Here is a 20,108-nt window from a genome sequence, read left to right as displayed (position 1 = left end):
CGATACTGGTGTTGATCGACAGTCACGACGACTCCCGAGGTGGAATCGCCATGGTCCTTCGGACCGACGCGGCCGCGGCCGCGACCGATACGTGGGGGATATCGGGCCCAGCCTTCCTCCAGTTCTATGCGATCGCCGCCTTGGTGGCGGTGATTTTCGGTTTCGCGCGCCGGACGAGCGTGCTGCGCACGATCGATCCGGCGTGGCTACCCGCCGGCCCGCTGCGGCCCAGCGAGACCGCCATGCTGGTCGACGACAAGCGGCCGGTGCTGGCCGGACTCGCGCAATTGCGCGGACATCAGATCATCGACTCCACCGCGACACCGGTGCGGACACCCAGCGACACCGAGCAGCGGAACCTGGATCCGATCTCCGGCACGCTGTACGCGCATCTGCTCGGCTCTCCGCGACGGCGCATCCCCGATATGGTGGCGGCCACCGGCTCCGCGGTCTCCAACCTGCGGGAGAAGCTCACCGGTGAGGGCTATCTACTCGGCGAGAAGCAGCGAAAAGCCCTGTGGACGGCCAGGATTCCACTGCTGGGACTGCTGCTGCTGGGTCTGGTCCGGGTGTTCGCGGGCCTGTCCGCCCATCACCCGGTCGGGTTTCTGATCGTCGCCATGATCGTGCTGGCCGTGCTCAGCTGGGCGGTGGGCCGGCCGTCGCGCCTGACCCGGCGCGGCCGCGACGCCCTCGCCGCCGCCCACGCCGGCAACCGCCATCTGCGCCCGGCGAATTCGCCCGCGTACGCCGCGTATGGACCCGACAGCGCCGCCCTCGCCGTCGCGCTCTTCGGCGGCCTGGTGTTGTGGACCCTCGACCCGGCGCTGGCCGGGGCCGCCAATGTGGTGGCCGGAGGCGGCGGCAGCGACAGCAGCTCGTGCGGCAGCGGCTCCAGCTGCGGCAGCAGTGACAGCGGAAGCAGTTGCAGCAGTAGTAGTAGTTGCGGCAGCAGCTGTGGCGGTGGCTGCGGAGGAGGCTGCGGCGGATGAGCGGTCCACCGCTTCCGGAGAGGTCGCTGGGCATCGGCTGGCGCCGCGAGATCTGCGGTCTGGTGGCGGCCCTGGAGGGCATCGGATTCTGCGAAGTGATCGCGGAAACGCTGGCGCCGAACGACTCCGGTCGCCGCCCGGGTCCAGCCGGATGGCGCGGACGCCGCCCCCGGCCCGGCGTCGCCGTGCCCGAGGAACTGGCCGTGCTGGTGGCGCAGGGCGTTCCTGTGGTGCCGCACGGTATTTCGCTGTCGCTCGGCAGCGCGGAGGCGGTGGACGACCACCGGGTCGCCCATCTCGCCGAGTGCGCGCGGGCCCTCGGTTCGCCGCTGGTGAGCGAGCACATCGCCTTCGTGCGGGCGGGCGGCCTGGAGGCCGGGCACCTGCTGCCGGTGCCGCGCACCCGGGAGGCGCTCGATGCTCTGGAGCGCAATATCTTCCGCGTGAGCGACCAGGTGAATGTGCCGCTGGCGGTGGAGAACATCGCGGCGCTGTTCGAGTGGCCGGACGCCGAGTACACCGAGGCGGAATTCCTGCAGGAGCTGGTCGAGCGCACGGGCGCGTACCTGCTGCTCGATATCGCGAATGTCTATGCCAATGCCCGCAATACGTCACGTGACCCGCTCACCGAACTGTTGCGCCTGCCCGCCGAGCGCGTGGCCTACTGCCATGTCGCGGGCGGACATGAGTCCGGCGGCCGCTATATCGACACCCACGTCCACGCCGTCCCCGCGGAGGTGCTGGCCCTGGTCGCCGAGTTCACCGCGGACCGGCCCGTCCCCCTCATGCTGGAACGCGACGGAAACTACCCGCCCGCAACCGAACTCGCCGCCGAACTGAACGCCATCGCCGCCGCCTCCGGCCGCCCGTCCATCACCCTGCGCCAATCGGCGGTCCCGGCATGACCACCGAATCCCCCGCAAGGGCAGGCACACTCGCCGAGCAGCAGGCCGCCGTGGTGCGGGCACTGGTCGCGGGTGCACAGCCACCGCCCGGCTTCGACGCGGACGATCTCGCCGCCACCGCCCGGGGGCTGCTGCACAAGCGGGCCGACGAGGTGAAGCGGAGGTTCCCGCGGTTGGCCCACGCCGCCGGACCGGATTTCAGCGCCCGATATATGGAGTGGGCCAGGACCCGACCGAAGACGACGACCGCCGAGGACGCGGTCGCCTTCGCAGACGATCTCGGCCTGCCCAGCCCACGCTCGAAAGCAGCCTGGTTGCACAGGTGGGGAATGCGTCGCAGTGATCGATCGGCGCGGCCGGCCACACGATGAAGCCGCGTCCACACCGAGTGGCACGCTTGCGCCATGATGCGGACGTGACGTTCTCCTACCACGGCCGCAGATACGGCTTCCGTCCCAATCCGGCCCCGGCGACCCGGACGGCCAGCAGGATTTTGCTGCGATTCGGCCTGGCGCGCTGGGAATTCGTGCTGCGGCAGACGGTCGTCGCTCCCGGTGGGCAATCCGGGTGGCATTACCACGACGGGACCTTGTTCGTGCTGGTCACCGGGGGTGCGCTCGATCATCCGAAGGCCGATTGCACGCCTGTCACCATTCGGCCGTGGCGGATCTTCCGAGAGCCGAGCGGTCCCGGCCACGCGCATCTGGCGCGGAACAGCGGCGCGCGGCCGCTGACCCTGACCGTCGTCTACGTGAATCCGAAGGGGAGCCCGCTGTCGCGCAGCATCCCGCCTCCGGCCTGCGCGGGCGAACCCTCGGCACGTGATCCGGGACACTGAGGCAGGCTGGGACCATGATCGAAGTCGTCACCGTCGGCACCGCGCAGGAACTGGCGGAGGCGTTCGCCGTGCGCATGCAGGTGTTCGTGGACGAGCAGGGCGTGCCCGCGGAGATGGAGATCGATGAGTTCGACGCGACCGCCGATCACTTCCTGGCCCGGCTGGACGGCCAACCCGCCGGAGCCGGACGATTGATCGTGCGGGACGGCGTGGGTGTACTCGGACGGTTGGCCGTGCTGGCGCAGACGCGCGGCGTCGGGCTCGGGGTGGCCCTGGTACGCGCCATCGAGGAGCGGGTGCGCCAGCGCGGATTGGACGCGGTCGAACTGCATTCGCAGACGCGGGCCCGCGGCTTCTACGAGAAGCTCGGGTACCGGGCATACGGCGAGATCGGCATCGACGCGGGCATCCCGCACATCTGGATGCGCCGGACCCTGGTGAACTGACCTAGGCGGGCTCGCAGGCGTCGCGCAGTGAGCACGCGCCGCAGGCGCTGCCGCAGCCGCCGATCTTCTCCTCCGGGAACGCTGTGGCCAGCGCCTTCTCGGCGGCAGCCGCGCCGGCGCCGAGGGTGAACACCGCGATCACCACGGCCGCCACCGCCACGACGAGGGCCGCGATGCCACCGGCGACCAGCGCGACCGCACCGGCGGCCGCGAGCAGCAGCCCCGCCACGATGGAGGTCGGCGCGGCCACTTTATTGGCCAGCTTGAAGGATTCCTCGGTCTTCACCGCGGCCTCGGAGTGCACCCCGAAGTACCGGTTGCCCGGCAGGGTCCCGGTGAGCCCGAGCACGCCGGTGACCACGGCCACAGCCGCGAGGACGAACAGGATCAGCGCCACGACGAACACCCCGATCACGCTACACCGCGCCGAATTCACCGAGGCCGAGCATCGCGGGTGCCACCGCGCAGGGTCGCGGCGCACGCCCGGCGAGGCGGAGCGCTCGTTCTGGACTGTCCTCCGTCCTCCCCGCGCTCGCAGCGGGGGAAGAACGAGACCACCCGCGCCGCGAATCCACCCGGAGCGAAGCGGAGGGCAGATTGGGCGCAGCGTGGGCCACGTTTTACCCTGGTGAGCGACCTCATCGGGGATTGGCAGGACAACGAAGGCAGGATCGTGCAGGACACCCGTGCATCCGAAACACCCACCGCGACCACGGGTGGTGGCGGCGACGTTCCCGCACACCGCTACAACGCCGATCTCGCCGGCCGCATCGAACAGAAGTGGCAGGGCAACTGGCAGGAGCGCGGCACCTTCTACGCGCCCAACCCGGTCGGCCCGCTGCAGGGTGCCACCCCGACCGACAAGCTGTTCATCCAGGACATGTTCCCGTACCCGTCGGGCGCGGGCCTGCACGTCGGACATCCGCTGGGCTACATCGCCACCGACGTCTTCGCCCGCTACCACCGCATGCACGGCCGGAATGTGTTGCACGCCCTGGGCTATGACGCCTTCGGCCTGCCCGCCGAGCAGTACGCCGTGCAGACCGGCGCGCACCCGCGCGACACCACCATGGCGAATATCGCCACCATGCAGCGGCAGCTGGACCGGCTGGGTCTGGGCCACGACCGCCGCCGTTCCTTCGCCACCACCGATCCCGAGTACTACCGGTGGACGCAGTGGATCTTCCTGCGCATCTACAACGCCTGGTACGACGAGAGCCTGGACAAGGCCCGCCCGATCTCCGAGCTGATCACCGAATTCGCCGACGGCAAGCGGGAAGCCGTCGAGGGCCGCGCCTGGAGCGAGCTGTCCCCGTCCGAGCGCAATGCCGCCATCGACTCCTATCGCCTGGTCTACCAGACGGATTCGATGGTCAACTGGTGCCCGGGCCTGGGCACCGTGCTGTCCAACGAGGAGGTCACCGCGGACGGCCGCTCCGAGCGCGGCAACTTCCCGGTGTTCCGCAAGCGCCTGTGGCAGTGGATGATGCGCATCACCGCCTACTCCGATCGCCTGGTCGACGACCTGGACGAACTGGACTGGCCGGAGAACGTGAAGGCCATGCAACGCAACTGGATCGGCCGCTCACGGGGCGCGCAGGTCAAGTTCGAGGCCACCGGCGCGAGCGCCGAATCGGATGCAGCGGATCTGATCGAGGTCTTCACCACCCGTCCGGACACTCTGTTCGGCGCGACCTACGTGGTGCTGGCCCCCGAGCACGAGCTGGTCGACAAGCTGACCGCCGCCACCTGGCCCACCGGCACCGACACCCGCTGGGCCTTCGGCGGCGCCGACACCCCCGCCGAAGCCGTTGCGGCCTACCGCCGCTCGATTGCCGCCAAGTCGGATCTGGAGCGGCAGGAGAACAAGGAGAAGACCGGCGTCTTCCTGGGCTCCTACGCCACCAACCCGGTCAACGGCGCGCGCGTGCCGATCTTCATCGCCGACTACGTGCTGAGCGGCTACGGCACGGGCGCGATCATGGCCGTCCCCGGCCACGACCCGCGCGACTGGGACTTCGCCTCCGCCTTCGGCCTGCCCATCGTCGAGGTCGTCACGGGCGGCGACGTCTCGGAGGCGGCCTACACCGGTGACGGCGTCATGGTGAACTCCGACTACATCGACGGCATGGACATCGAGTCCGCCAAGGCCAAGGTGATCGCCGAGCTGGAGGCCAACGGCCACGGCAAAGGCACCGTCCAGTACAAGCTGCGCGACTGGCTGTTCGCCCGCCAGCGCTACTGGGGCGAGCCGTTCCCCATCGTCTACGACGAGGACGGCGCGCCGCACGCGCTGCCGGAATCCATGCTGCCGGTGCGTCTTCCGGAGATCGACGACTTCGCCCCGGTCACCTTCGACCCCGACGACGCCGACTCCGAGCCGTCCCCGCCGCTGGCCAAGGCCACCGAATGGGTGAACGTCGAACTGGACCTGGGCGACGGCCCCAGGAAGTACCGCCGCGACACCAATGTCATGCCCAACTGGGCGGGCAGCTCCTGGTATCAGCTGCGCTACGCGGATCCGACCAATACCGAAACCTTCTGCGCCCCCGAGAACGAGCGGTACTGGCTGGGCCCGCGCACGGCCGAGCACGGCCCCAAGGATCCGGGCGGCGTGGATCTGTACGTCGGCGGCGTGGAGCACGCGGTGCTGCACCTGCTGTACGCGCGCTTCTGGCAGAAGGTGCTGTTCGACCTGGGTGACGTGTCCGGCTCGGAGCCGTACCGCCGCCTGTTCAACCAGGGCTACATCCAGGCTTTCGCCTACACCGACGCGCGCGGCGCCTACGTGCCGGCCGCCGAGATCGTCGAGCGGGACGGAAAGTTCTTCTGGACCAATGCCTCCGGCGTGGAGGAGGAGGTCTTCCAGGAGTACGGCAAGATCGGCAAGTCGCTGAAGAACGCCATCTCCCCCGACGAGATGTGCGATCTGTACGGCGCGGACACCTTCCGCTTCTACGAGATGTCGATGGGGCCGCTGGACACCTCGCGGCCCTGGGCCACCAAGGATGTCGTGGGCGCGCACCGCTTCCTGCAGCGCGTGTGGCGTCTGGCGGTGGACGAGGAGACCGGCGCGCTCAAGGTCACCGATGCCGAGCCGTCGGCCGAGGCACTGCGCCTGTTGCACAAGACCATCGCCGGTGTCGACGACGACTACGCCCACCTGCGCGACAACACCGCGGGCGCCAAGCTCATCGAGCTGACCAATTTCCTGACCAAGAACTACGGCGACGGCGCGCCCCGCGCGCTGGTGGAGCCGCTGGTCCTGATGCTCGCCCCGATGTCCCCGCACGTGGCCGAGGAACTGTGGGAGCGCCTGGGCCACACCACCTCCCTGGCCCACGGCCCCTTTCCGGTCGCGGATCCCGCACTGCTGGTGGCGGATTCGGTCGAGTACCCGATCCAGGTCAACGGCAAGGTCCGCAGCCGCGTCAGCGTCGCCGCCGACGCCGATCAGGCCGCGGTGGAGGCGGCTGCCCTGGCGGACGAGAAGATCGCGGAACTGCTGGGCGGCAAGCCGCCTCGCAAGATCATCGTGGTGCCGGGCCGCCTGGTGAACATCGTCGCCTGACGCCGGCTCCGAGGCACGCGGGCCCGCGTGCGCAGTGCGCACGCGGGCCCTCTGTCGTAGGGGTGGGAACGAAGCCCCCTGCGGTCGTGGGGGTTCGGGGCCGAAGCTGCTGAAGCCTCCGGGAGTCGGAGCGGCCTTATCGCGGTGGGATCAGGACGTCGTTGAGGGTGACCAGCTGCAGGCTGCGTTCGTGGATGATGTCGGCGAGCTGGTCGTAGATGTGGGTGACGGTCGGTCGGTTGGCGTGGCCGATGACGATGGACTGAGCCCGGAACCACTGGCGCGCGGCGTCGAGCAGCATGTCCTCGTTGATCACCGTGTTGGTGTCGTTCAGGCTGCCGTACCACATGGTCGGAACCGTGTAGCCGCAGTCGGCGGCGACGGCGTCGACACCGCCATTGTGCCGGCCGTAGGGCGGGCGGTAGTAGGGCGTGCCGTCGGTGCCGTACTGGTTCCAGAGGAAGTCCTTGCACCGGTTGAGCTGGTCGGCGACGGCGCCGCCGGACAGTCTGGTCAGGTCCGGGTGGTCCCAGGTGTGATTGCCGAGCTGGACCTGGCCGGAATCCACCAGGGGGCGCAGCACATCCCGGTGATCGAGCCAGCCGGGATAGTAGGCGGTCACGAAGAAGGTGAGCCGGGCCCCGGTATCGCGCGCGAAATCGATGAAGCCGCGGATGGTTTCGGAGCTGGCGCCGTCATCGATGGTGAGCGCCATATGGTTTCCGTCGCCGGGCAGCGCGCTGACCGTGCCCGGCCCGATCGGCGTCTTGGGCCCGAAGTCCGGCGTCACCTGCGGGACGCCGGGCAGTTGGGGAACGATCCCGCCGGCGGATCCGGTGTCGAAGGGAAAGTCGGCGCGCGATTCCCCCGTGCCCAGCAGGGTGGCGGCCGTGCCCGCCGCCAGCATCGTCAGCAGCCGTCGTCTATCCATGTCGACCCTCATTCACATCACTTCGAAAGAAACCTCGGCTGCCCCGGCGAAACCGGCTACATCGGCGAGACCAGCACGTCATTGAGCGTCACCATCGACAGGTTGCGCTCACGGATGATCTCGACCAGACGGTCGTAGCAGTGCGTCACGGCGGGATGATTGGCGTGCCCGATGACAATGGTCTGCGCGTTGAAATACTGTCGCGCGCACTCGATCAGATAGTCCTCGGTAATGACGCCGGAGTCGGACAGCGAGCCGTACCACATGGTGGGGACGGTGTATCCCAGATCCGCTGCCACCTTGTCGACCGTAGCATTGTGGCGGCCGTAGGGGGGACGGAAATACGGCGTACCGTCCACGCCGAAGTTGTTGTGCAGGAAGGTCTTCGCTCGGGTGAGCTGCGAGGCCACCTCGGTGCCGGACAGTGTGGTGAGATCCGGATGGTCCCAGGTGTGATTGCCCAGCTGAATCTGCCCGGATTCCACCAGCGGCCGCAGCGCGGCGCGGTGGGTGGTCCAGGAGTCGTAATTCGCGGTGACGAAGAAGGTGAACCGCGCTCCGGTGTCCTTGGCGAATTTGATGTACGCGCCGACCACATCGGGACTCGCCCCGTCGTCGACGGTGAGCGCCAAGTTGTTGCCGGTCCCGGGCAGCGCGGTAATCGTCCCGGCGGGAATGCGGGATTTCTGCGCTGCCGGTGGTGCGGCGATCGCCTTCGGAACCGCTGACGGTGTGGGCGTTCCGACGGGTCCGCTGATTCGCGGGGTCACCTTGTGGGAGGCGTCGGACTCCGATGAGCAGCCGGTCAGCGCCGCCGCAGTTCCCGCGACGAGAAATGCGAGCAGCTGTCTTCGATCCATCTTTCGCGCACTCCGAATTTCACGTGTATTCCCGGGGTCCGGGGGGCATAAGCCCCTGGGAGTTGGTCCTGCCTCCCCCGCAGGGCCAGTCAGTTATATCCACGGGTCGTGAACTGGACACCAAATCTGTGCGAAATGATTCGAATTCAGCGGAGAAATTAAGGCTGCTCTCAGTGTGGGATCGGGCGCAGCACGATTTCGGTGGGATGTGCGTCACGCGGCGTCTGCACAGCATGCCGGACGGCCTGGGCAACCGTTTCGGCCCTGAGGAATTCGCCCGGCTCGTACGCGCGCCCCTCCCCCGCGATGATCTCGCGCTGCATGTCGGTGTCGATGCGACCCGGAAACACCGAGGTCACCCGCAGTGCGGGTTCCTCCAGTCGGAGCGCGTCACCGAGGGCGCGCAACCCGAACTTGCTCGCCGCGTACACACCCCAGCCCGGATTGGCGCGCAGCCCCGCCCCCGAATTGATCAGCACCACATGGCCATTGGCGGCCCGAAGCGCGGGCAGCAACACCCTGGTCAATTCCGCGACCGCGATCAGGTTGGCTTCCAACGTATTCCGCCACTGCGCCACCGAGGAATCAGCTATCGTTCCCAAGTCGGCGATTCCGGCATTGTGCACCAGTACATCCAGCCGTTCGATGCCCGCTACAGCGCGCGCCACGGCGGCGTAGTCGGTGAGATCCACCGGCCACCCGGCGCTGCCCGGCAGTTCACGCAGTATCGGTTCCAGAGCCCGAGGCGTGCGCGCGCCCAGCAACAGCCGATGCGTGGGCGCCAGTTCACGGGCGATGGCCGCGCCGAGTCCACGGCTGGCGCCGGTGATCAGCGCGGCCGGCTGGTCGGTGCTGGTTTTCGCGGAATTCGCCATGCGCTAACCGTAACCGCGTGAACTCGACCCGCGATGCTCCGGTCGGGCACACCACCGCTAGCTGATTCCGAGAAGGCGAACGAAGTGCAATCTGGCGATCAGGAGTCGTCCTCCGGCGATCCGGCGCAGTCCGTTGTCCGGGCCCTGCCATGCAGCCATCCCCCGGGTCCGCCGGTCCATCGCGCGTATCTGCGGGTCGCGGCGCAGAATAGGGCGATGACGCACCCGGGATTCACGCCCACCCAGCTCGCGGCCCGCGCCGCCTATCTGCTGCGCGGCAATGACCTGGGCACCATGACCAGCGCCGCGCCCAAACTCTATCCGCACATGTGGAGCTGGGATGCGGCATTCGTAGCGGTCGGTTTGGCACCGCTCAGCGTAGAACGCGCCGCCCTCGAACTCGACACCCTGCTGTCGGCGCAGTGGCGCAACGGCATGATCCCGCACATAGTCTTCGCCAATGGCGTGGACGGCTACTTTCCCGGCCCCGCCCGCTGGGAATGCCGCCGCTTGGCCGCCGACGCCCCCGACGGTCCCGACACCTCCGGCATCACTCAGCCGCCCGTGCATGCCATTGCGGTGCAACGGATTCTGGACCACTCGCGCCGGCACGGCCGCAGCACCCGCGCGGTCGCCGAGGACTTCCTGAACCGCCGATGGCCCGATCTCATGCGCTGGCACCGCTGGCTGGCCTACGCCCGCGACCCCAAACAGCACGGCCGAATCACGCTCTACCACGGCTGGGAGTCCGGCATGGACAACTCGCCGCGCTGGGATCGCGCCTACGACAACGTGATTCCCGGCCCGGACCTGCCGCCGTACGAGCGCGCGGACACCCAGGTGGTCGGCGACCCCACGCAGCGGCCCTCGGACCGCGAGTACGACCGCTACCTGTGGCTGGTCGAGCAGATGCGCCGGGCCGGCTACGACGACTACCAACTCGCCTCGACCATGAGCTTCGCGGTCGAGGACGTCTTCGTGACCGCCATCTTCGCGCTGGCCTGCGATGTGCTCGCCAATATCGGCGAGGACTACAAGCAGCCGCATGCGGATGTGCGCGAGCTCTACGAATGGGCGGACTACTTCCGTGCGGGCGTGGTCGCCACCACAGACGCGCGCACCGGCGTGGCCCGGGATTTCGATGTGCGCGCGGACAAGTGGATCGAGACCGAGACCCTCGCGGTCTTCGCGCCCCTGCTCAGCGGCGGACTGCCGCGCGATGCCGAGCGGCGGCTGCTGCGCCTGTTCGAGGGCCCGCGCTGGTGCGGACACCCGGACCTGTGTTACGCGCTGCCGCCCTCGACCTCACCGGTCGCCAGGGACTTTCGCTCGCGCGAGTACTGGCGCGGCCCGGTGTGGCCGGTGATCAGCTGGCTGTTCTCCTGGGTCTTCGCCCGCCGCGGCTGGGCGGAACGCTCGTTCATGCTGCGCGCCGAGGGCTTGCGGCAGGCCAGTGACGGCAGTTTCGCCGAGTACTACGAGCCCTTCACCGGCGAGCCGCTGGGCAGCATGCAGCAGTCCTGGACCGCCGCTTCAGTTCTGGACTGGCTGGGCTGACCGCACCCAAGCTAACGATTGGCGAACAGTACCGCCTCGCCTTCCTGGCTATAGCGACCAGTCGGCCTAGCCTTTTGGCGCATGACCGGACGCATCTTGATGAAAGTGCTTACCGCCGCGGCTACGGGCATCCTTGTGGCTACCTCCATGGGGGTGGCCGCCGCCGATGTCGACGGCCCGGACGTGGCCTCCTGGCAACACCCGGGCGGCGGGGGTATCAACTGGTTCGCGGTGCGCGCGGCCGGCTACGAGTTCTCCATGCTCAAGGCCACCGAGGGCCTCAACTACGTGAACCCGTTCTTCGTACAGGACAGCCTGGCCATGCGGGTGGCCGGAGTCGCCCGCGGCACATACCATTTCGCGCGCCCCAACCTGCCGCCGGAACTCCAGGCCGCCTTCTACTCGGCCGTGGCGATGGGCCAGAACGGGCCGCTGGACCTGCCGCCGGTGCTGGATCTCGAGGACTCCGGCGGCCTGCCACCCGCCGCGCTCATCGACTGGACCCACCGCTATCTCACGACCGTCCGGGCCATGACCGGCCGCATGCCGATCATCTACACCTATCCCCGGTTCTGGCAGACGGCCATGGCCGATACCAACCAGTTCACCGACTACCCACTGTGGATCGCCGACTACAGAGGCAACGATCAGCCCGAGGTGCCGGGCGGCTGGCCCTCGTGGACGTTCTGGCAGACCACCAGCTCCGGGCGCATCCCCGGAATCGGCGGAGCGGTCGATCTCAATGTCTACAGCGGAGCCCAGGGCGATTTCGCCCGCTTAGCCAACATGCCCTTCAGCGGCAGCGGCGGCAGCAGCTAGCCCTCGCCCCGAGAGTCGCTCACAGCACCTGCGACCCGAACGGGCGCAGGCGAGGGTTTCGGCGTTCGTGAAAAGCGCCGGGCTTACCGGTCCGATCACCTGTCCGTGGCCGGTGGACACCACCTGATCGGAAATCGAATGGCGGGCAGCCGCGGAAGAGATATCAGTGTGAATTCCTGCGCGCAGCGCAACCAGCGGGTGCGGGAAATGCCCGCGACCGCGAGCGGGAGCGCCGGCTACCGCTGATTCGCGCGGTCGCGCCAGGCGACGGCCTCCTGGATCTGTCCCATGTCGTAGTCCGGCCCGCCGGAGCTCACGGTGAACAGTGTCACCCCCGCGTCGCGATAGGCGTCCGCCTGATCCAGGCCCGGCCAGGCCACCGACTTCTCGATAGCGGTGGGGTCGGTGCCGACCTCGGCGCAGTGCTCACCCAGAATGCCGATCTTGCGCTGCAGCACGTCGACGTCGGAGAAGCTGTGCCAGATATCGGCGTACTGGGCGACCAGCCGCAGCGTCTTCTTCTCACCGCCGCCGCCGATCAGGATGGGGATGTCGCGCACCGGCTGCGGGTTCAGCTTGGCCAGCCGGTCGCTGATCCGGGCCATGGACTCTTTGAGCAGCGCGAGACGGCTTCCGGCAGTGCCGAATTCGTAGCCGTACTGGTCGTAGTCCTTCTGGAACCAGCCCGCGCCGATACCGAGGATGAGCCGCCCATCACTGATGTGGTCGACCGTGCGCGCCATATCGGCCAGCAGATCCGGGTTCCGGTAGCCGCCGCCGGTGACCAGCGCGCCGAGCTCCACCCGCTCGGTCTGCTCGGCGATCGCGCCCAGCATGGTCCAACACTCGAAGTGCGCACCCTCCGGATCCCCGTACAGCGGATAGAAATGGTCCCAGTTGAAGACGATGTCCACCCCGATGTCCTCGCACCGCCGCACCGCGTCCCGGATCAACCCGTAGTGGGGGGCGTGCTGGGGTTGGAGCTGAACACCGATACGAACAGGTCGACTCATGACGTACTCCTCATCGCCGGCCGGAGATCCGCTTCGAGACTACCGGGCGGGATCCGTTCGGGTATGCCCACCATCGTGCGCCGAACGCCGAGTGACTCGAGCTGCCATCCGGCCGAGGGCAGCCCTCAGGCAGTCGCGCCGAGTCCCCGGAGACCACTCCGCACGACCCACGGCACACGTGCGCCTCGCCGGCTATCTCGGCTGGGGCTACTGTGATGGCGCTGTCGGAGACCCTGAATACCTGTGCGGACCTGTTCGACGTCGACCTTCATCGGGTCGCGAACGCGATGCGTGAGCGGTACACCCTCGGTCTCACCTTGTCGAAACCTTGTCACCGAACCTGACAAGCTCGACAAGGCGGCCTGAAATGCGGGGCTGACCTGGCAGCACCTGAGCAAGACCCCTCTACAACGGATCGTCCGGCACGTTCCTGCCGGTGAAGGGATGTATGAAACCGTGGCAACGGTGACTTTCGACCACGCCACCCGGCTGTACCCGGGCTCGGCCAAACCCGCCGTCGACGCGCTGAACCTGGAGATCGCCGATGGCGAATTCCTGGTTCTCGTCGGGCCTTCCGGCTGCGGCAAATCCACCTCGCTGCGCATGCTCGCGGGGCTCGAGGAGGTGAGCGCCGGCCGAATCCTGATCGGGGACAAGGACGTCACGAACGCCGAGCCCAAGGAGCGCGATATCGCCATGGTGTTCCAGAACTACGCGCTCTACCCGCACATGAGCGTGGCCGAGAACATGGGCTTCGCGCTGAAGATGGCCAAGGTCGCCAAGGAGGAGCGTCGGCAGCGTGTTCTCGAGGCCGCCAAGCTGCTGGACCTGGAGCCCTACCTGGACCGCAAGCCCAAGGCGCTCTCCGGCGGTCAGCGCCAGCGCGTCGCCATGGGCCGCGCCATCGTGCGCCAGCCGCACGTCTTCCTCATGGACGAGCCGCTGTCCAACCTGGACGCCAAGCTGCGCGTGCAGACCCGCACCCAGATCGCCCAGCTGCAGCGCCGGCTCGGCACCACGACCGTCTACGTCACCCACGACCAGGTCGAGGCCATGACCATGGGCGACCGGGTCGCGGTGCTGAAGGACGGGCTGCTGCAGCAGTGCGCCTCCCCGCGCGACCTGTACCGCGACCCGGCCAACCTGTTCGTCGCGGGCTTCATGGGCTCCCCCGCCATGAACCTGTTCACGCTGCCGGTCGCCAATGGCTCGGTCACGCTGGGCGGGTGCCCGCTGCCGCTGCCGCGTTCGGTGGCCGCGGCCACCGGTGAGCGCGTGGTGGTCGGTATCCGGCCCGAGCACTTCGACGCCGTCGGCGACGGCGCGGGCATCGCCATGGAGGTGGATGTGGTCGAGGAGCTGGGCTCGGACGCCTACATCTACGGCCGCACCCTCGGCGACGGGGAAACCATTGTGGCGCGCGTGGATTGGCGCCACCCGCCTGCCAAGGGCACCCGGCTCGCGCTGGTGGCGGACGCGGACCACACCTACTTCTTCCACCCGGAGGATGGGCGCCGCCTGCACTGACCGTCGGTCAGCGCCACGGGGTCCGGGGCCAAGGCCCCGGACCACTTATTCGTGAGCGCGGGGGTTCCGTGCCTTTTTCCGCCGCCATTCGTCGTTCACCCGGATGCGCAGATTCTCCAGGGAGACTTCGTTTCCCGACGCACTGCGCAGTTCGGCGCGCACGGGTTCACCGGTCGAGTCCTCGAGCCGTTCCAGGGGCGCGGTCCCGTCCTGCAGGTACTTGTCGCCCCACTGCCACAGCGCGACGACCGCGGGCAGCAGATCCAAACCCATGGGGGTGAGCACGTATTCGTTGCGGGTGCGCTTGCCCGCTTCCTGGTAGGGCCGTTTCTCCAGCAGGCCCGCGTCGACCAGTTTGCGCAACGCGCTGGAGGCCGCCGCATCGGTGATGCCGACCCGTGCCGCGAAGCCGTCGAACCGGGTCGTGCCGTAGTACGACTCGCGCAGGATGAGGATCGCCGAGCGCGTCCCGACGATGTCCATCGCCTTGGCGATCGAGCAGCCCTCGGGCTTCCACGAGCCCAGATCGCTGAGTTTTCCCTCCAGTACGGCCGACATGGCGTACATCATACAACGCTGACTTGCCCTAACTATGGCCAGCTCCTACGCTGACTTTACAGCGATCAAGTCAGACGCCGTGGTCGGGCTCGAATCCGGGGCGGCGCGCCTGGAAGGAACGTCATGAGAGACGCAGTCATCGTCGAAGCCGTCCGTACCCCCATCGGCAAGGGCAAGGCCACCGGCGCCCTGCACGGCGTGCATCCCGCCGATCTGCTGGCCCACAGCCTGCGGGAGGTGGTCCGGCGCAGCGAGATCGATCCGGCCCTGATCGACGATGTGATCGGCGGCGTTGTCACCCAGGTCGGCGAACAGGGCTCCAACCTCACCCGCCGCGCGGCGCTGGCGGCCGGATATCCGGAATCGGTCCCGGCCACCACGGTGGACCGGCAGTGCGGCAGCAGCCAGCAGGCCATTCACTTCGCCGCCCAGGGCGTGATCGCGGGAGCCTACGACGTCGTGGTCGCCGCGGGCGTGGAGTCCATGAGCCGGGTTCCCATGGGCGCCAACCTGATCGGAGCCGAGGACATCGCCGGCGTCGGCTTCGCCGAACGCTATCCGGAGGGTCTGGTGTCGCAGGGCATCAGCGCCGAACTCATCGCCGCCAAGTGGGGACTGAGCCGCACCCAGCTGGACGAGTTCGCCCTCGCCAGCCACGAGAAGGCCGGCGCCGCGACCAAGAACGGCTCGTTCGAGGCTCAGCTCGCCCCCTACGCCGGGATCTCGCACGATGAGGGCATTCGCGTCGGCAGCACGCTCGAGACGCTGGCCGGGCTGCGTCCGGCCTACTACAGCGAGGAGATGGCCGCCCGCTTCCCGCAGATCGGCTGGAACATCACCGCCGCCAATGCCAGCCAGATCAACGACGGCAGCGCCGCCACCCTCATCATGACCAGCGAGCGCGCCGCCCAGCTGGGCTTGCGTCCCCTGGCCCGGGTGCACAGCTTCGCCGTCGGCGGTGACGACCCGCTGCTCATGCTGACCGCCGTCATCCCCGCGACCCGGAAGGTCTTGCAGCGCGCCGGTCTCGACCTGGCCGACATCGACCTGTTCGAGGTGAACGAGGCCTTCTCCTCGGTGGTCCTGGCCTGGGCCCACGACACCGGAGCCGATCTGTCCAAGGTCAATGTGAACGGCGGCGCCATCGCCCTGGGCCATCCGCTCGGCGCCTCCGGCGCTCGCCTGGCCACCACCCTTGTGCACGCCATGCACGAGCGTGGCGCCCGCTACGGCCTGCAAACCATGTGCGAGGCGGGCGGTCTGGCCAACGCCACCGTCTACGAGGGCCTCTGAGACATCGGAAGTGGATTCGTCGCCCGCCACCGGACGTTGAACAGCGGATATGCGACGTACGGTAGCGGGGATCCCCACCGAGGGATGACCACCGTGTCGGAAGCGTTCGACTGGTCTTCGCCGAAGACCTACAGCCTGCCCGTCGACATGGACGACTACCTGGCGATGCCCGAGGACCTATCCCGGACGGTCGAGGTCAAGCGGTGGCCACCAGGATGTGGCCCGCGCCGCCGGCGATGAGGATGGCGGGCAGCGCGAACGCGGGCCAGATCCAGGCGCGCCGACCCGTCATGGCCGCGACCGACGCCAGCACCATCGCTCCCACCAGCGCCAGGAACATGCCCCCACCGCCGATCAGCAGGCCCCACAGGGCCGAGGCGGGCGGGCGGATCACCACGCACTGCACCGAGAAGTCCTTCTTCGCGGTGCAGCGGTTGTGGACCAGGTCGAACAGCTTCGCGAACAGGTCATAGGACCAGCCGAACGCCGCGACCACCCCGACCAGGTACAGCAGGGCTGACACCAGAATGTCCCTGCGGCGCAGCGCCTTACGCTCCAAGGCGGCACGCGGCGCGACGGCCTCCGCTGAAGACAGCGGAGCGGGCATGGTCTGGTCCGGCGCCTCGAACGCCTGCCCGGGGCCGGCCCCGCCCACGTACTGCGAACCGCCCGAAGCCCACGACTCGGATGGCATCTCGGCGCCCGTCGGCGGGACAGGTCCGGCGGGCGACAGCGTCGGCGAATGGTTCGCACTCGGCAGGCCGGCGGAATGTTGCTGCGCCCCAGGGGAGCTCATGGGTTCTTGCCTCGGGTGCCCGGGGCCGGCGTGTGATCGCGGTGCGGCTCCGGGTGACGGAGGCGGCGAAGTCCGGCCGCCCTGGGGCACGGTCGGTCCGGCGGCATCGATGCCCGCACCGGGACGCGGCGCTCTCCCGGGCGGCTGAGGCGGTGCGGGAGGTGGCGGCGGCGCCTGCCAACCCCCGCCGGGCAGGGTCGGCCCCGCGGGATCGAGCGAACCGCCGGGCCGCGAGCCGGGCGCAGGCGGGTGCTGACGTCCGGGTCCGGGCCGGTGCTGCGGTCCGGGGATCGCTGGATTACGCGGTCCCACAACGGCACCGGGACCACCAGCCCGGACCGGGGGCGGCGGATTCGAGCCGTCCGACCGCGGGGCGGGCGGCTGACCGGGTACAGCCGGTGGCTGGGCTTGCCCCGGAGCATGCGGCGGAAGTGGGGAGAAGCCGACGTCGGACGGGGGATGTTCGTCGCGAGCGGGACGGCGGGGCTCGTTGGGCGGGTTCATGATTGCGGTCTCCCCCAGGCGCAGGTCTATGCAGCCGGAATCGGCGTCATTCGGCATTGTCGCCGGGCTCGCCTCGCGCCGCCACCTCTGACCGGCCCGGGTGGTGAGTAGGGTGCGGTGGATGAGCGACAGCGGCGATGCGGTGGATTTCGAATCGGCGGTGGTCTACGCGATTCCCATGCGGACCCGGTTCCGGGGGATCACCGTTCGCGAGGGCATGCTGATTCCCGGTCCCACCGGGTGGGGCGAGTTCTGCGCGTTTCCCGAATACGACGACCGTGAGGCCGCGGCGTGGCTGGCCACCGCGGTGGAGCAGGCGAGCGTGGGCTGGCCGGAACCGGTCCGGGATCGGATTCCGGTCAACTGCATCGTGCCCGCGGTCGGTCCGCAGCGGGCGCGGGAGATCGTGCTCGGGTCCGGCTGCCGGACCGCCAAGGTGAAGGTGGCGGACCATCCGGACTCGCTGGCCGAGGATCTGGCGCGGGTGGCGGCGGTCCGCGACGCTCTCGGGCCGGACGGCGCGGTACGGATCGACGCCAATGCCGTCTGGGACGTGGACACCGCCGTCGATCGGATCGAGCGGATCGACCGCGCCGCAGGCGGTTTGGAGTATGTCGAACAGCCCTGCCGAACCGTCGAGGAGCTGGCTGCCGTCCGCGAACGCGTGGACGTGCGCATCGCCGCCGACGAATCCATTCGCCGCGCCGAGGACCCGCTGCGGGTGGCCGTGGCGGGCGCGGCGGACATCGCCGTCCTGAAATGCGCTCCGCTGGGCGGGGTCCGGCGCGCGCTGGAGGTCGCCGCGGCCGCCGGCCTCCCCTGCCTGGTGTCCTCCGCCCTGGAGACCAGCGTCGGTCTCGCGGCGCAGGTCGCGCTGGCCGGCGCCCTCCCCCACCTCGATTTCGCCTGCGGCCTCGACACCTTGTCCCTGCTCACCGGCGACGTGGTCACCGAGCCCCTGCGCCCGGTGGACGGCTACCTGCCCGTACCGCGCACCGCGCCGACGCCCGATCCCGGGCTGCTGGACCGCTACCGCCACCCCGACCCGAAACGGACCTACTGGTGGCGCCAGCGCCTGGCCCGGGTCCGGAAACTCCTACCCTGATCAGGCAATTCGCACACCGCACGAGTACATGGTGGTGCGCAGTAGCAGCGCGGCCTCCGGCCCGATGACGCCGTCCGCCAGTTCGAGGTAGCGGGCGCAGAATTCGGGGCCGTGCGGCGCCACCTCGGTGGTCTCCGGCTCGAGGTGGTGGGCGAGTTCGTGCAGGATCACCAATTCGCGCAGGGCCCAGGCGGTTCCCCGGACGTGCAGCGGCACCGCCAGCACCGAACCGGTCGTTTCGTAGTGCGCCGCTTTCGCGCCGGCGCGCGCTCGCACCGTGACCGGAATCACCGCCCGATCCCACTGGGCGCGCACCCAATTGAGCGTGAGCACGCGATCCACGTACGCCTGCACCGATTCCACCGACGCGAACCGCCGCTCGATCGGCAGCGTGAGGTGGGACCCGTGCAGTTCGACGGTCCGCGTCCCGAATTCGTCGGCGCGATCGAACATTCCGCGCACCAGCCCCTCGGCGTCGTAGACGCGGGACCGCTGCCCATCCCGGACGGCCATGCGCGCGTTCGCTATTGGCCCGCACCGCGCGGCAGTTGCCCCCGCACGCCGCCCAGCTCCGGCGAATCACCCAGCCGCGCGGCCTTACCCGCCCGGTCACCGGCCCGCCGCGCGGCCGCCGAGTACCCGGCCGAGGCCTGCGGGCCCCGCCAGGTGCCGCGCGCCTCGGAGGTGCGGGTGTAGAAATCGGTGAGCGCGAGTTCCTTGTCGCGCAGGGCGAGCGCCGTTCCGGTGGGCGCGGATTCGGCGACGTCGGCCCTGACCGCCTCGGTCTCCACCTCCGCCTTCACCTCGGCGAGGCGACGGCCGATGCGGGATGCGAAGGCCATCTGGAAGTTCAGGCGAGCCGTCACCGCCGCGACCGGCACCTGCACGGGGCGGTGGAACGTCCGGCCGTACCGGCGCTCGACGACGACCTTCTCGGTGGTGGCCGACCGGTACGCGCCCGACTTGATGTATTGGTCGGAGGCACGCACCATCTGGATCAGCAGGCTGGTGTAGAGCGCCTCACAGGTGTCGATGTCGGCGTCGAATCCGTACGCGTACACCGTCGTCGAGGAGCGGGCCACATCGCAACGCACGTCATTGGCCGCGGCGATGGCCACGAACAACTGCACATAGGTTCGCAGCCCGCGCTTTCCGGCCTCACCGATCGGGATCACCCGCTGCGCCGGCGTCGGCCGCCGCTCCCGCTTCGCGATATGTGCCCGCGCCACCGCCAGATCCACCGAGGAACTGGTCGCGAGCCGTTGCGCGGCGGCCAGGAACGCTTCGGCCTCGTGCTCGTTGTCGGTCGATTCGGCCTGCCGCAGCAGTCCCCCGATCCGGGTGAGCATCTTGCCCGTGTCCAATTGCCCTCCGCTTCGCTCCGGGCGGGTTCGCGGCCCCGAGGTCTCGATTCTTCCCTCCTCCGCTTCGCTCCCTCGCGCCGAGGCGGAGGTCGATTCCGGCCGCGGTCCAGAATCGAGACGGCCGCGAACCTCTGGATGATCGACAAGGTAGCTC

The 20,108-nt window shown here is 69.1% G+C and carries 20 protein-coding genes; 11 read left to right on the top strand and 9 right to left on the bottom strand.

Going from position 1 to position 20,108, the window contains the following annotated elements:
* Nucleotides 1-50: 50 nt before the first annotated feature.
* Genes GLP40_RS18355 through GLP40_RS18335 form a run of 5 tightly spaced genes read left to right on the top strand, consistent with a single transcriptional unit; the run spans nt 51 to nt 3,181 of the window.
* Nucleotides 51-992 (top strand): TIGR04222 domain-containing membrane protein, encoded by a 942-nt coding sequence (locus GLP40_RS18355; RefSeq protein WP_154789168.1) that lies wholly within the window; start codon nt 51-53, stop codon nt 990-992.
* Nucleotides 989-1,897, top strand: coding sequence for a DUF692 domain-containing protein (locus tag GLP40_RS18350; RefSeq protein WP_154789167.1), 909 nt, complete (start codon nt 989-991; stop codon nt 1,895-1,897). Before GLP40_RS18355 ends, GLP40_RS18350 begins: the two co-directional genes overlap by 4 nt.
* Nucleotides 1,894-2,268, top strand: a complete 375-nt coding sequence (locus GLP40_RS18345; RefSeq protein WP_154789166.1) for a hypothetical protein — start codon at nt 1,894-1,896, stop codon at nt 2,266-2,268. Before GLP40_RS18350 ends, GLP40_RS18345 begins: the two co-directional genes overlap by 4 nt.
* A 44-nt stretch (nt 2,269-2,312) precedes the next feature.
* The gene (locus tag GLP40_RS18340) at nt 2,313-2,735 is read left to right on the top strand and encodes a cupin domain-containing protein (protein WP_230329687.1); all 423 of its coding nucleotides are present in this window, start codon (nt 2,313-2,315) and stop codon (nt 2,733-2,735) included.
* A gap of 14 nt (nt 2,736-2,749) precedes the next feature.
* Nucleotides 2,750-3,181: a GNAT family N-acetyltransferase gene (locus GLP40_RS18335; RefSeq protein WP_154789164.1), complete on the top strand. Its 432-nt coding sequence runs from the start codon at nt 2,750-2,752 to the stop codon at nt 3,179-3,181.
* Nucleotide 3,182: 1 nt separating this feature from the next.
* Here the strand turns inward: GLP40_RS18335 and GLP40_RS18330 are convergent, their stop codons facing one another.
* On the bottom strand, nt 3,183-3,587 hold the full coding sequence (locus GLP40_RS18330; RefSeq protein ID WP_328290336.1) for an SdpI family protein: 405 nt from the start codon (nt 3,585-3,587) through the stop codon (nt 3,183-3,185).
* A 267-nt stretch (nt 3,588-3,854) separates the two neighbouring features.
* Here GLP40_RS18330 and leuS point away from each other — a divergent pair, with 267 nt between their 5' ends.
* Nucleotides 3,855-6,752, top strand: a complete 2,898-nt coding sequence (gene leuS, locus GLP40_RS18325) for a leucine--tRNA ligase (RefSeq protein WP_328290385.1) — start codon at nt 3,855-3,857, stop codon at nt 6,750-6,752.
* Between the two features lie 136 nt (nt 6,753-6,888).
* Here leuS and GLP40_RS18320 read toward each other — a convergent pair whose 3' ends face one another.
* The 3 genes from GLP40_RS18320 to GLP40_RS18310 all read right to left on the bottom strand — a co-directional run bounded on the left by GLP40_RS18320 (nt 6,889) and on the right by GLP40_RS18310 (nt 9,418).
* Nucleotides 6,889-7,683: a polysaccharide deacetylase family protein gene (locus GLP40_RS18320; protein ID WP_154789163.1), complete on the bottom strand. Its 795-nt coding sequence runs from the start codon at nt 7,681-7,683 to the stop codon at nt 6,889-6,891.
* A 56-nt stretch (nt 7,684-7,739) separates the two neighbouring features.
* Entirely contained in the window at nt 7,740-8,543 is an 804-nt protein-coding gene (locus GLP40_RS18315) for a polysaccharide deacetylase family protein (protein ID WP_154789162.1), read from the bottom strand.
* A 170-nt stretch (nt 8,544-8,713) separates the two neighbouring features.
* Nucleotides 8,714-9,418, bottom strand: a complete 705-nt coding sequence (locus GLP40_RS18310; RefSeq protein WP_154789161.1) for an SDR family oxidoreductase — start codon at nt 9,416-9,418, stop codon at nt 8,714-8,716.
* Between the two features lie 216 nt (nt 9,419-9,634).
* Here GLP40_RS18310 and ggh point away from each other — a divergent pair, with 216 nt between their 5' ends.
* The gene (gene ggh / locus GLP40_RS18305) at nt 9,635-10,975 is read left to right on the top strand and encodes a glucosylglycerate hydrolase (protein WP_154789160.1); all 1,341 of its coding nucleotides are present in this window, start codon (nt 9,635-9,637) and stop codon (nt 10,973-10,975) included.
* Between the two features lie 81 nt (nt 10,976-11,056).
* The gene (locus GLP40_RS18300) at nt 11,057-11,794 is read left to right on the top strand and encodes a glycoside hydrolase family 25 protein (RefSeq protein ID WP_154789159.1); all 738 of its coding nucleotides are present in this window, start codon (nt 11,057-11,059) and stop codon (nt 11,792-11,794) included.
* Between the two features lie 236 nt (nt 11,795-12,030).
* Here the strand turns inward: GLP40_RS18300 and GLP40_RS18295 are convergent, their stop codons facing one another.
* Nucleotides 12,031-12,807 carry an LLM class F420-dependent oxidoreductase gene (locus GLP40_RS18295; RefSeq protein ID WP_154789158.1) on the bottom strand — a complete coding sequence of 259 codons (777 nt, stop codon included), beginning with the start codon at nt 12,805-12,807 and terminating at the stop codon, nt 12,031-12,033.
* Between the two features lie 456 nt (nt 12,808-13,263).
* Here GLP40_RS18295 and GLP40_RS18290 point away from each other — a divergent pair, with 456 nt between their 5' ends.
* Nucleotides 13,264-14,334, top strand: a complete 1,071-nt coding sequence (locus GLP40_RS18290) for an ABC transporter ATP-binding protein (protein ID WP_328290335.1) — start codon at nt 13,264-13,266, stop codon at nt 14,332-14,334.
* A 45-nt stretch (nt 14,335-14,379) separates the two neighbouring features.
* Here the strand turns inward: GLP40_RS18290 and GLP40_RS18285 are convergent, their stop codons facing one another.
* Nucleotides 14,380-14,892 carry a winged helix-turn-helix transcriptional regulator gene (locus GLP40_RS18285; protein ID WP_154789156.1) on the bottom strand — a complete coding sequence of 171 codons (513 nt, stop codon included), beginning with the start codon at nt 14,890-14,892 and terminating at the stop codon, nt 14,380-14,382.
* 123 nt (nt 14,893-15,015) lie between these two features.
* On the opposite strand from GLP40_RS18285, the gene GLP40_RS18280 reads away from it, so the two are divergent.
* A complete protein-coding gene (locus GLP40_RS18280) occupies nt 15,016-16,185 on the top strand; it encodes a thiolase family protein (protein WP_154789155.1) in 1,170 nt (389 codons plus the stop codon).
* 196 nt (nt 16,186-16,381) lie between these two features.
* Here the strand turns inward: GLP40_RS18280 and GLP40_RS18275 are convergent, their stop codons facing one another.
* Complete coding sequence (locus GLP40_RS18275; RefSeq protein ID WP_154789154.1) at nt 16,382-16,879, bottom strand: hypothetical protein; 498 nt, start codon at nt 16,877-16,879, stop codon at nt 16,382-16,384.
* 727 nt (nt 16,880-17,606) lie between these two features.
* Here GLP40_RS18275 and GLP40_RS18270 point away from each other — a divergent pair.
* A complete protein-coding gene (locus GLP40_RS18270) occupies nt 17,607-18,590 on the top strand; it encodes an o-succinylbenzoate synthase (protein WP_154789153.1) in 984 nt (327 codons plus the stop codon).
* Here GLP40_RS18270 and GLP40_RS18265 read toward each other — a convergent pair whose 3' ends face one another.
* Nucleotides 18,591-19,103 carry a TIGR04338 family metallohydrolase gene (locus GLP40_RS18265; RefSeq protein ID WP_154789152.1) on the bottom strand — a complete coding sequence of 171 codons (513 nt, stop codon included), beginning with the start codon at nt 19,101-19,103 and terminating at the stop codon, nt 18,591-18,593.
* Nucleotides 19,104-19,114: 11 nt separating this feature from the next.
* Nucleotides 19,115-19,954: a DUF2786 domain-containing protein gene (locus GLP40_RS18260; protein WP_154789151.1), complete on the bottom strand. Its 840-nt coding sequence runs from the start codon at nt 19,952-19,954 to the stop codon at nt 19,115-19,117.
* Nucleotides 19,955-20,108: the final 154 nt, after the last annotated feature.

The sequence above is a fragment of the Nocardia aurantiaca genome, assembly GCF_009708175.1.
Lineage (GTDB): Bacteria > Actinomycetota > Actinomycetes > Mycobacteriales > Mycobacteriaceae > Nocardia > Nocardia aurantiaca.
The sequence above is the reverse complement of the archived record's forward strand: the minus strand, read 5'-3'. Positions and strand labels throughout refer to the sequence as shown.

Excerpts from the sequence above, each read along its gene's own strand:
- GLP40_RS18345 (WP_154789166.1), top strand. The coding sequence starts at position 1,894 with ATGACCACCGAATCCCCCGCAAGGGCAGGCACACTCGCCGAGCAGCAG.
- GLP40_RS18295 (WP_154789158.1), bottom strand. The coding sequence starts at position 12,807 with ATGAGTCGACCTGTTCGTATCGGTGTTCAGCTCCAACCCCAGCACGCC.
- GLP40_RS18300 (WP_154789159.1), top strand. The coding sequence starts at position 11,057 with ATGACCGGACGCATCTTGATGAAAGTGCTTACCGCCGCGGCTACGGGC.
- GLP40_RS18280 (WP_154789155.1), top strand. The coding sequence starts at position 15,016 with ATGAGAGACGCAGTCATCGTCGAAGCCGTCCGTACCCCCATCGGCAAG.
- GLP40_RS18315 (WP_154789162.1), bottom strand. The coding sequence starts at position 8,543 with ATGGATCGAAGACAGCTGCTCGCATTTCTCGTCGCGGGAACTGCGGCG.
- GLP40_RS18310 (WP_154789161.1), bottom strand. The coding sequence starts at position 9,418 with ATGGCGAATTCCGCGAAAACCAGCACCGACCAGCCGGCCGCGCTGATC.
- GLP40_RS18335 (WP_154789164.1), top strand. The coding sequence starts at position 2,750 with ATGATCGAAGTCGTCACCGTCGGCACCGCGCAGGAACTGGCGGAGGCG.
- GLP40_RS18355 (WP_154789168.1), top strand. The coding sequence starts at position 51 with ATGGTCCTTCGGACCGACGCGGCCGCGGCCGCGACCGATACGTGGGGG.
- GLP40_RS18285 (WP_154789156.1), bottom strand. The coding sequence starts at position 14,892 with ATGTCGGCCGTACTGGAGGGAAAACTCAGCGATCTGGGCTCGTGGAAG.
- GLP40_RS18275 (WP_154789154.1), bottom strand. The coding sequence starts at position 16,879 with ATGCCATCCGAGTCGTGGGCTTCGGGCGGTTCGCAGTACGTGGGCGGG.
- ggh (WP_154789160.1), top strand. The coding sequence starts at position 9,635 with ATGACGCACCCGGGATTCACGCCCACCCAGCTCGCGGCCCGCGCCGCC.
- GLP40_RS18270 (WP_154789153.1), top strand. The coding sequence starts at position 17,607 with ATGAGCGACAGCGGCGATGCGGTGGATTTCGAATCGGCGGTGGTCTAC.
- GLP40_RS18320 (WP_154789163.1), bottom strand. The coding sequence starts at position 7,683 with ATGGATAGACGACGGCTGCTGACGATGCTGGCGGCGGGCACGGCCGCC.
- GLP40_RS18350 (WP_154789167.1), top strand. The coding sequence starts at position 989 with ATGAGCGGTCCACCGCTTCCGGAGAGGTCGCTGGGCATCGGCTGGCGC.
- GLP40_RS18265 (WP_154789152.1), bottom strand. The coding sequence starts at position 19,103 with ATGGCCGTCCGGGATGGGCAGCGGTCCCGCGTCTACGACGCCGAGGGG.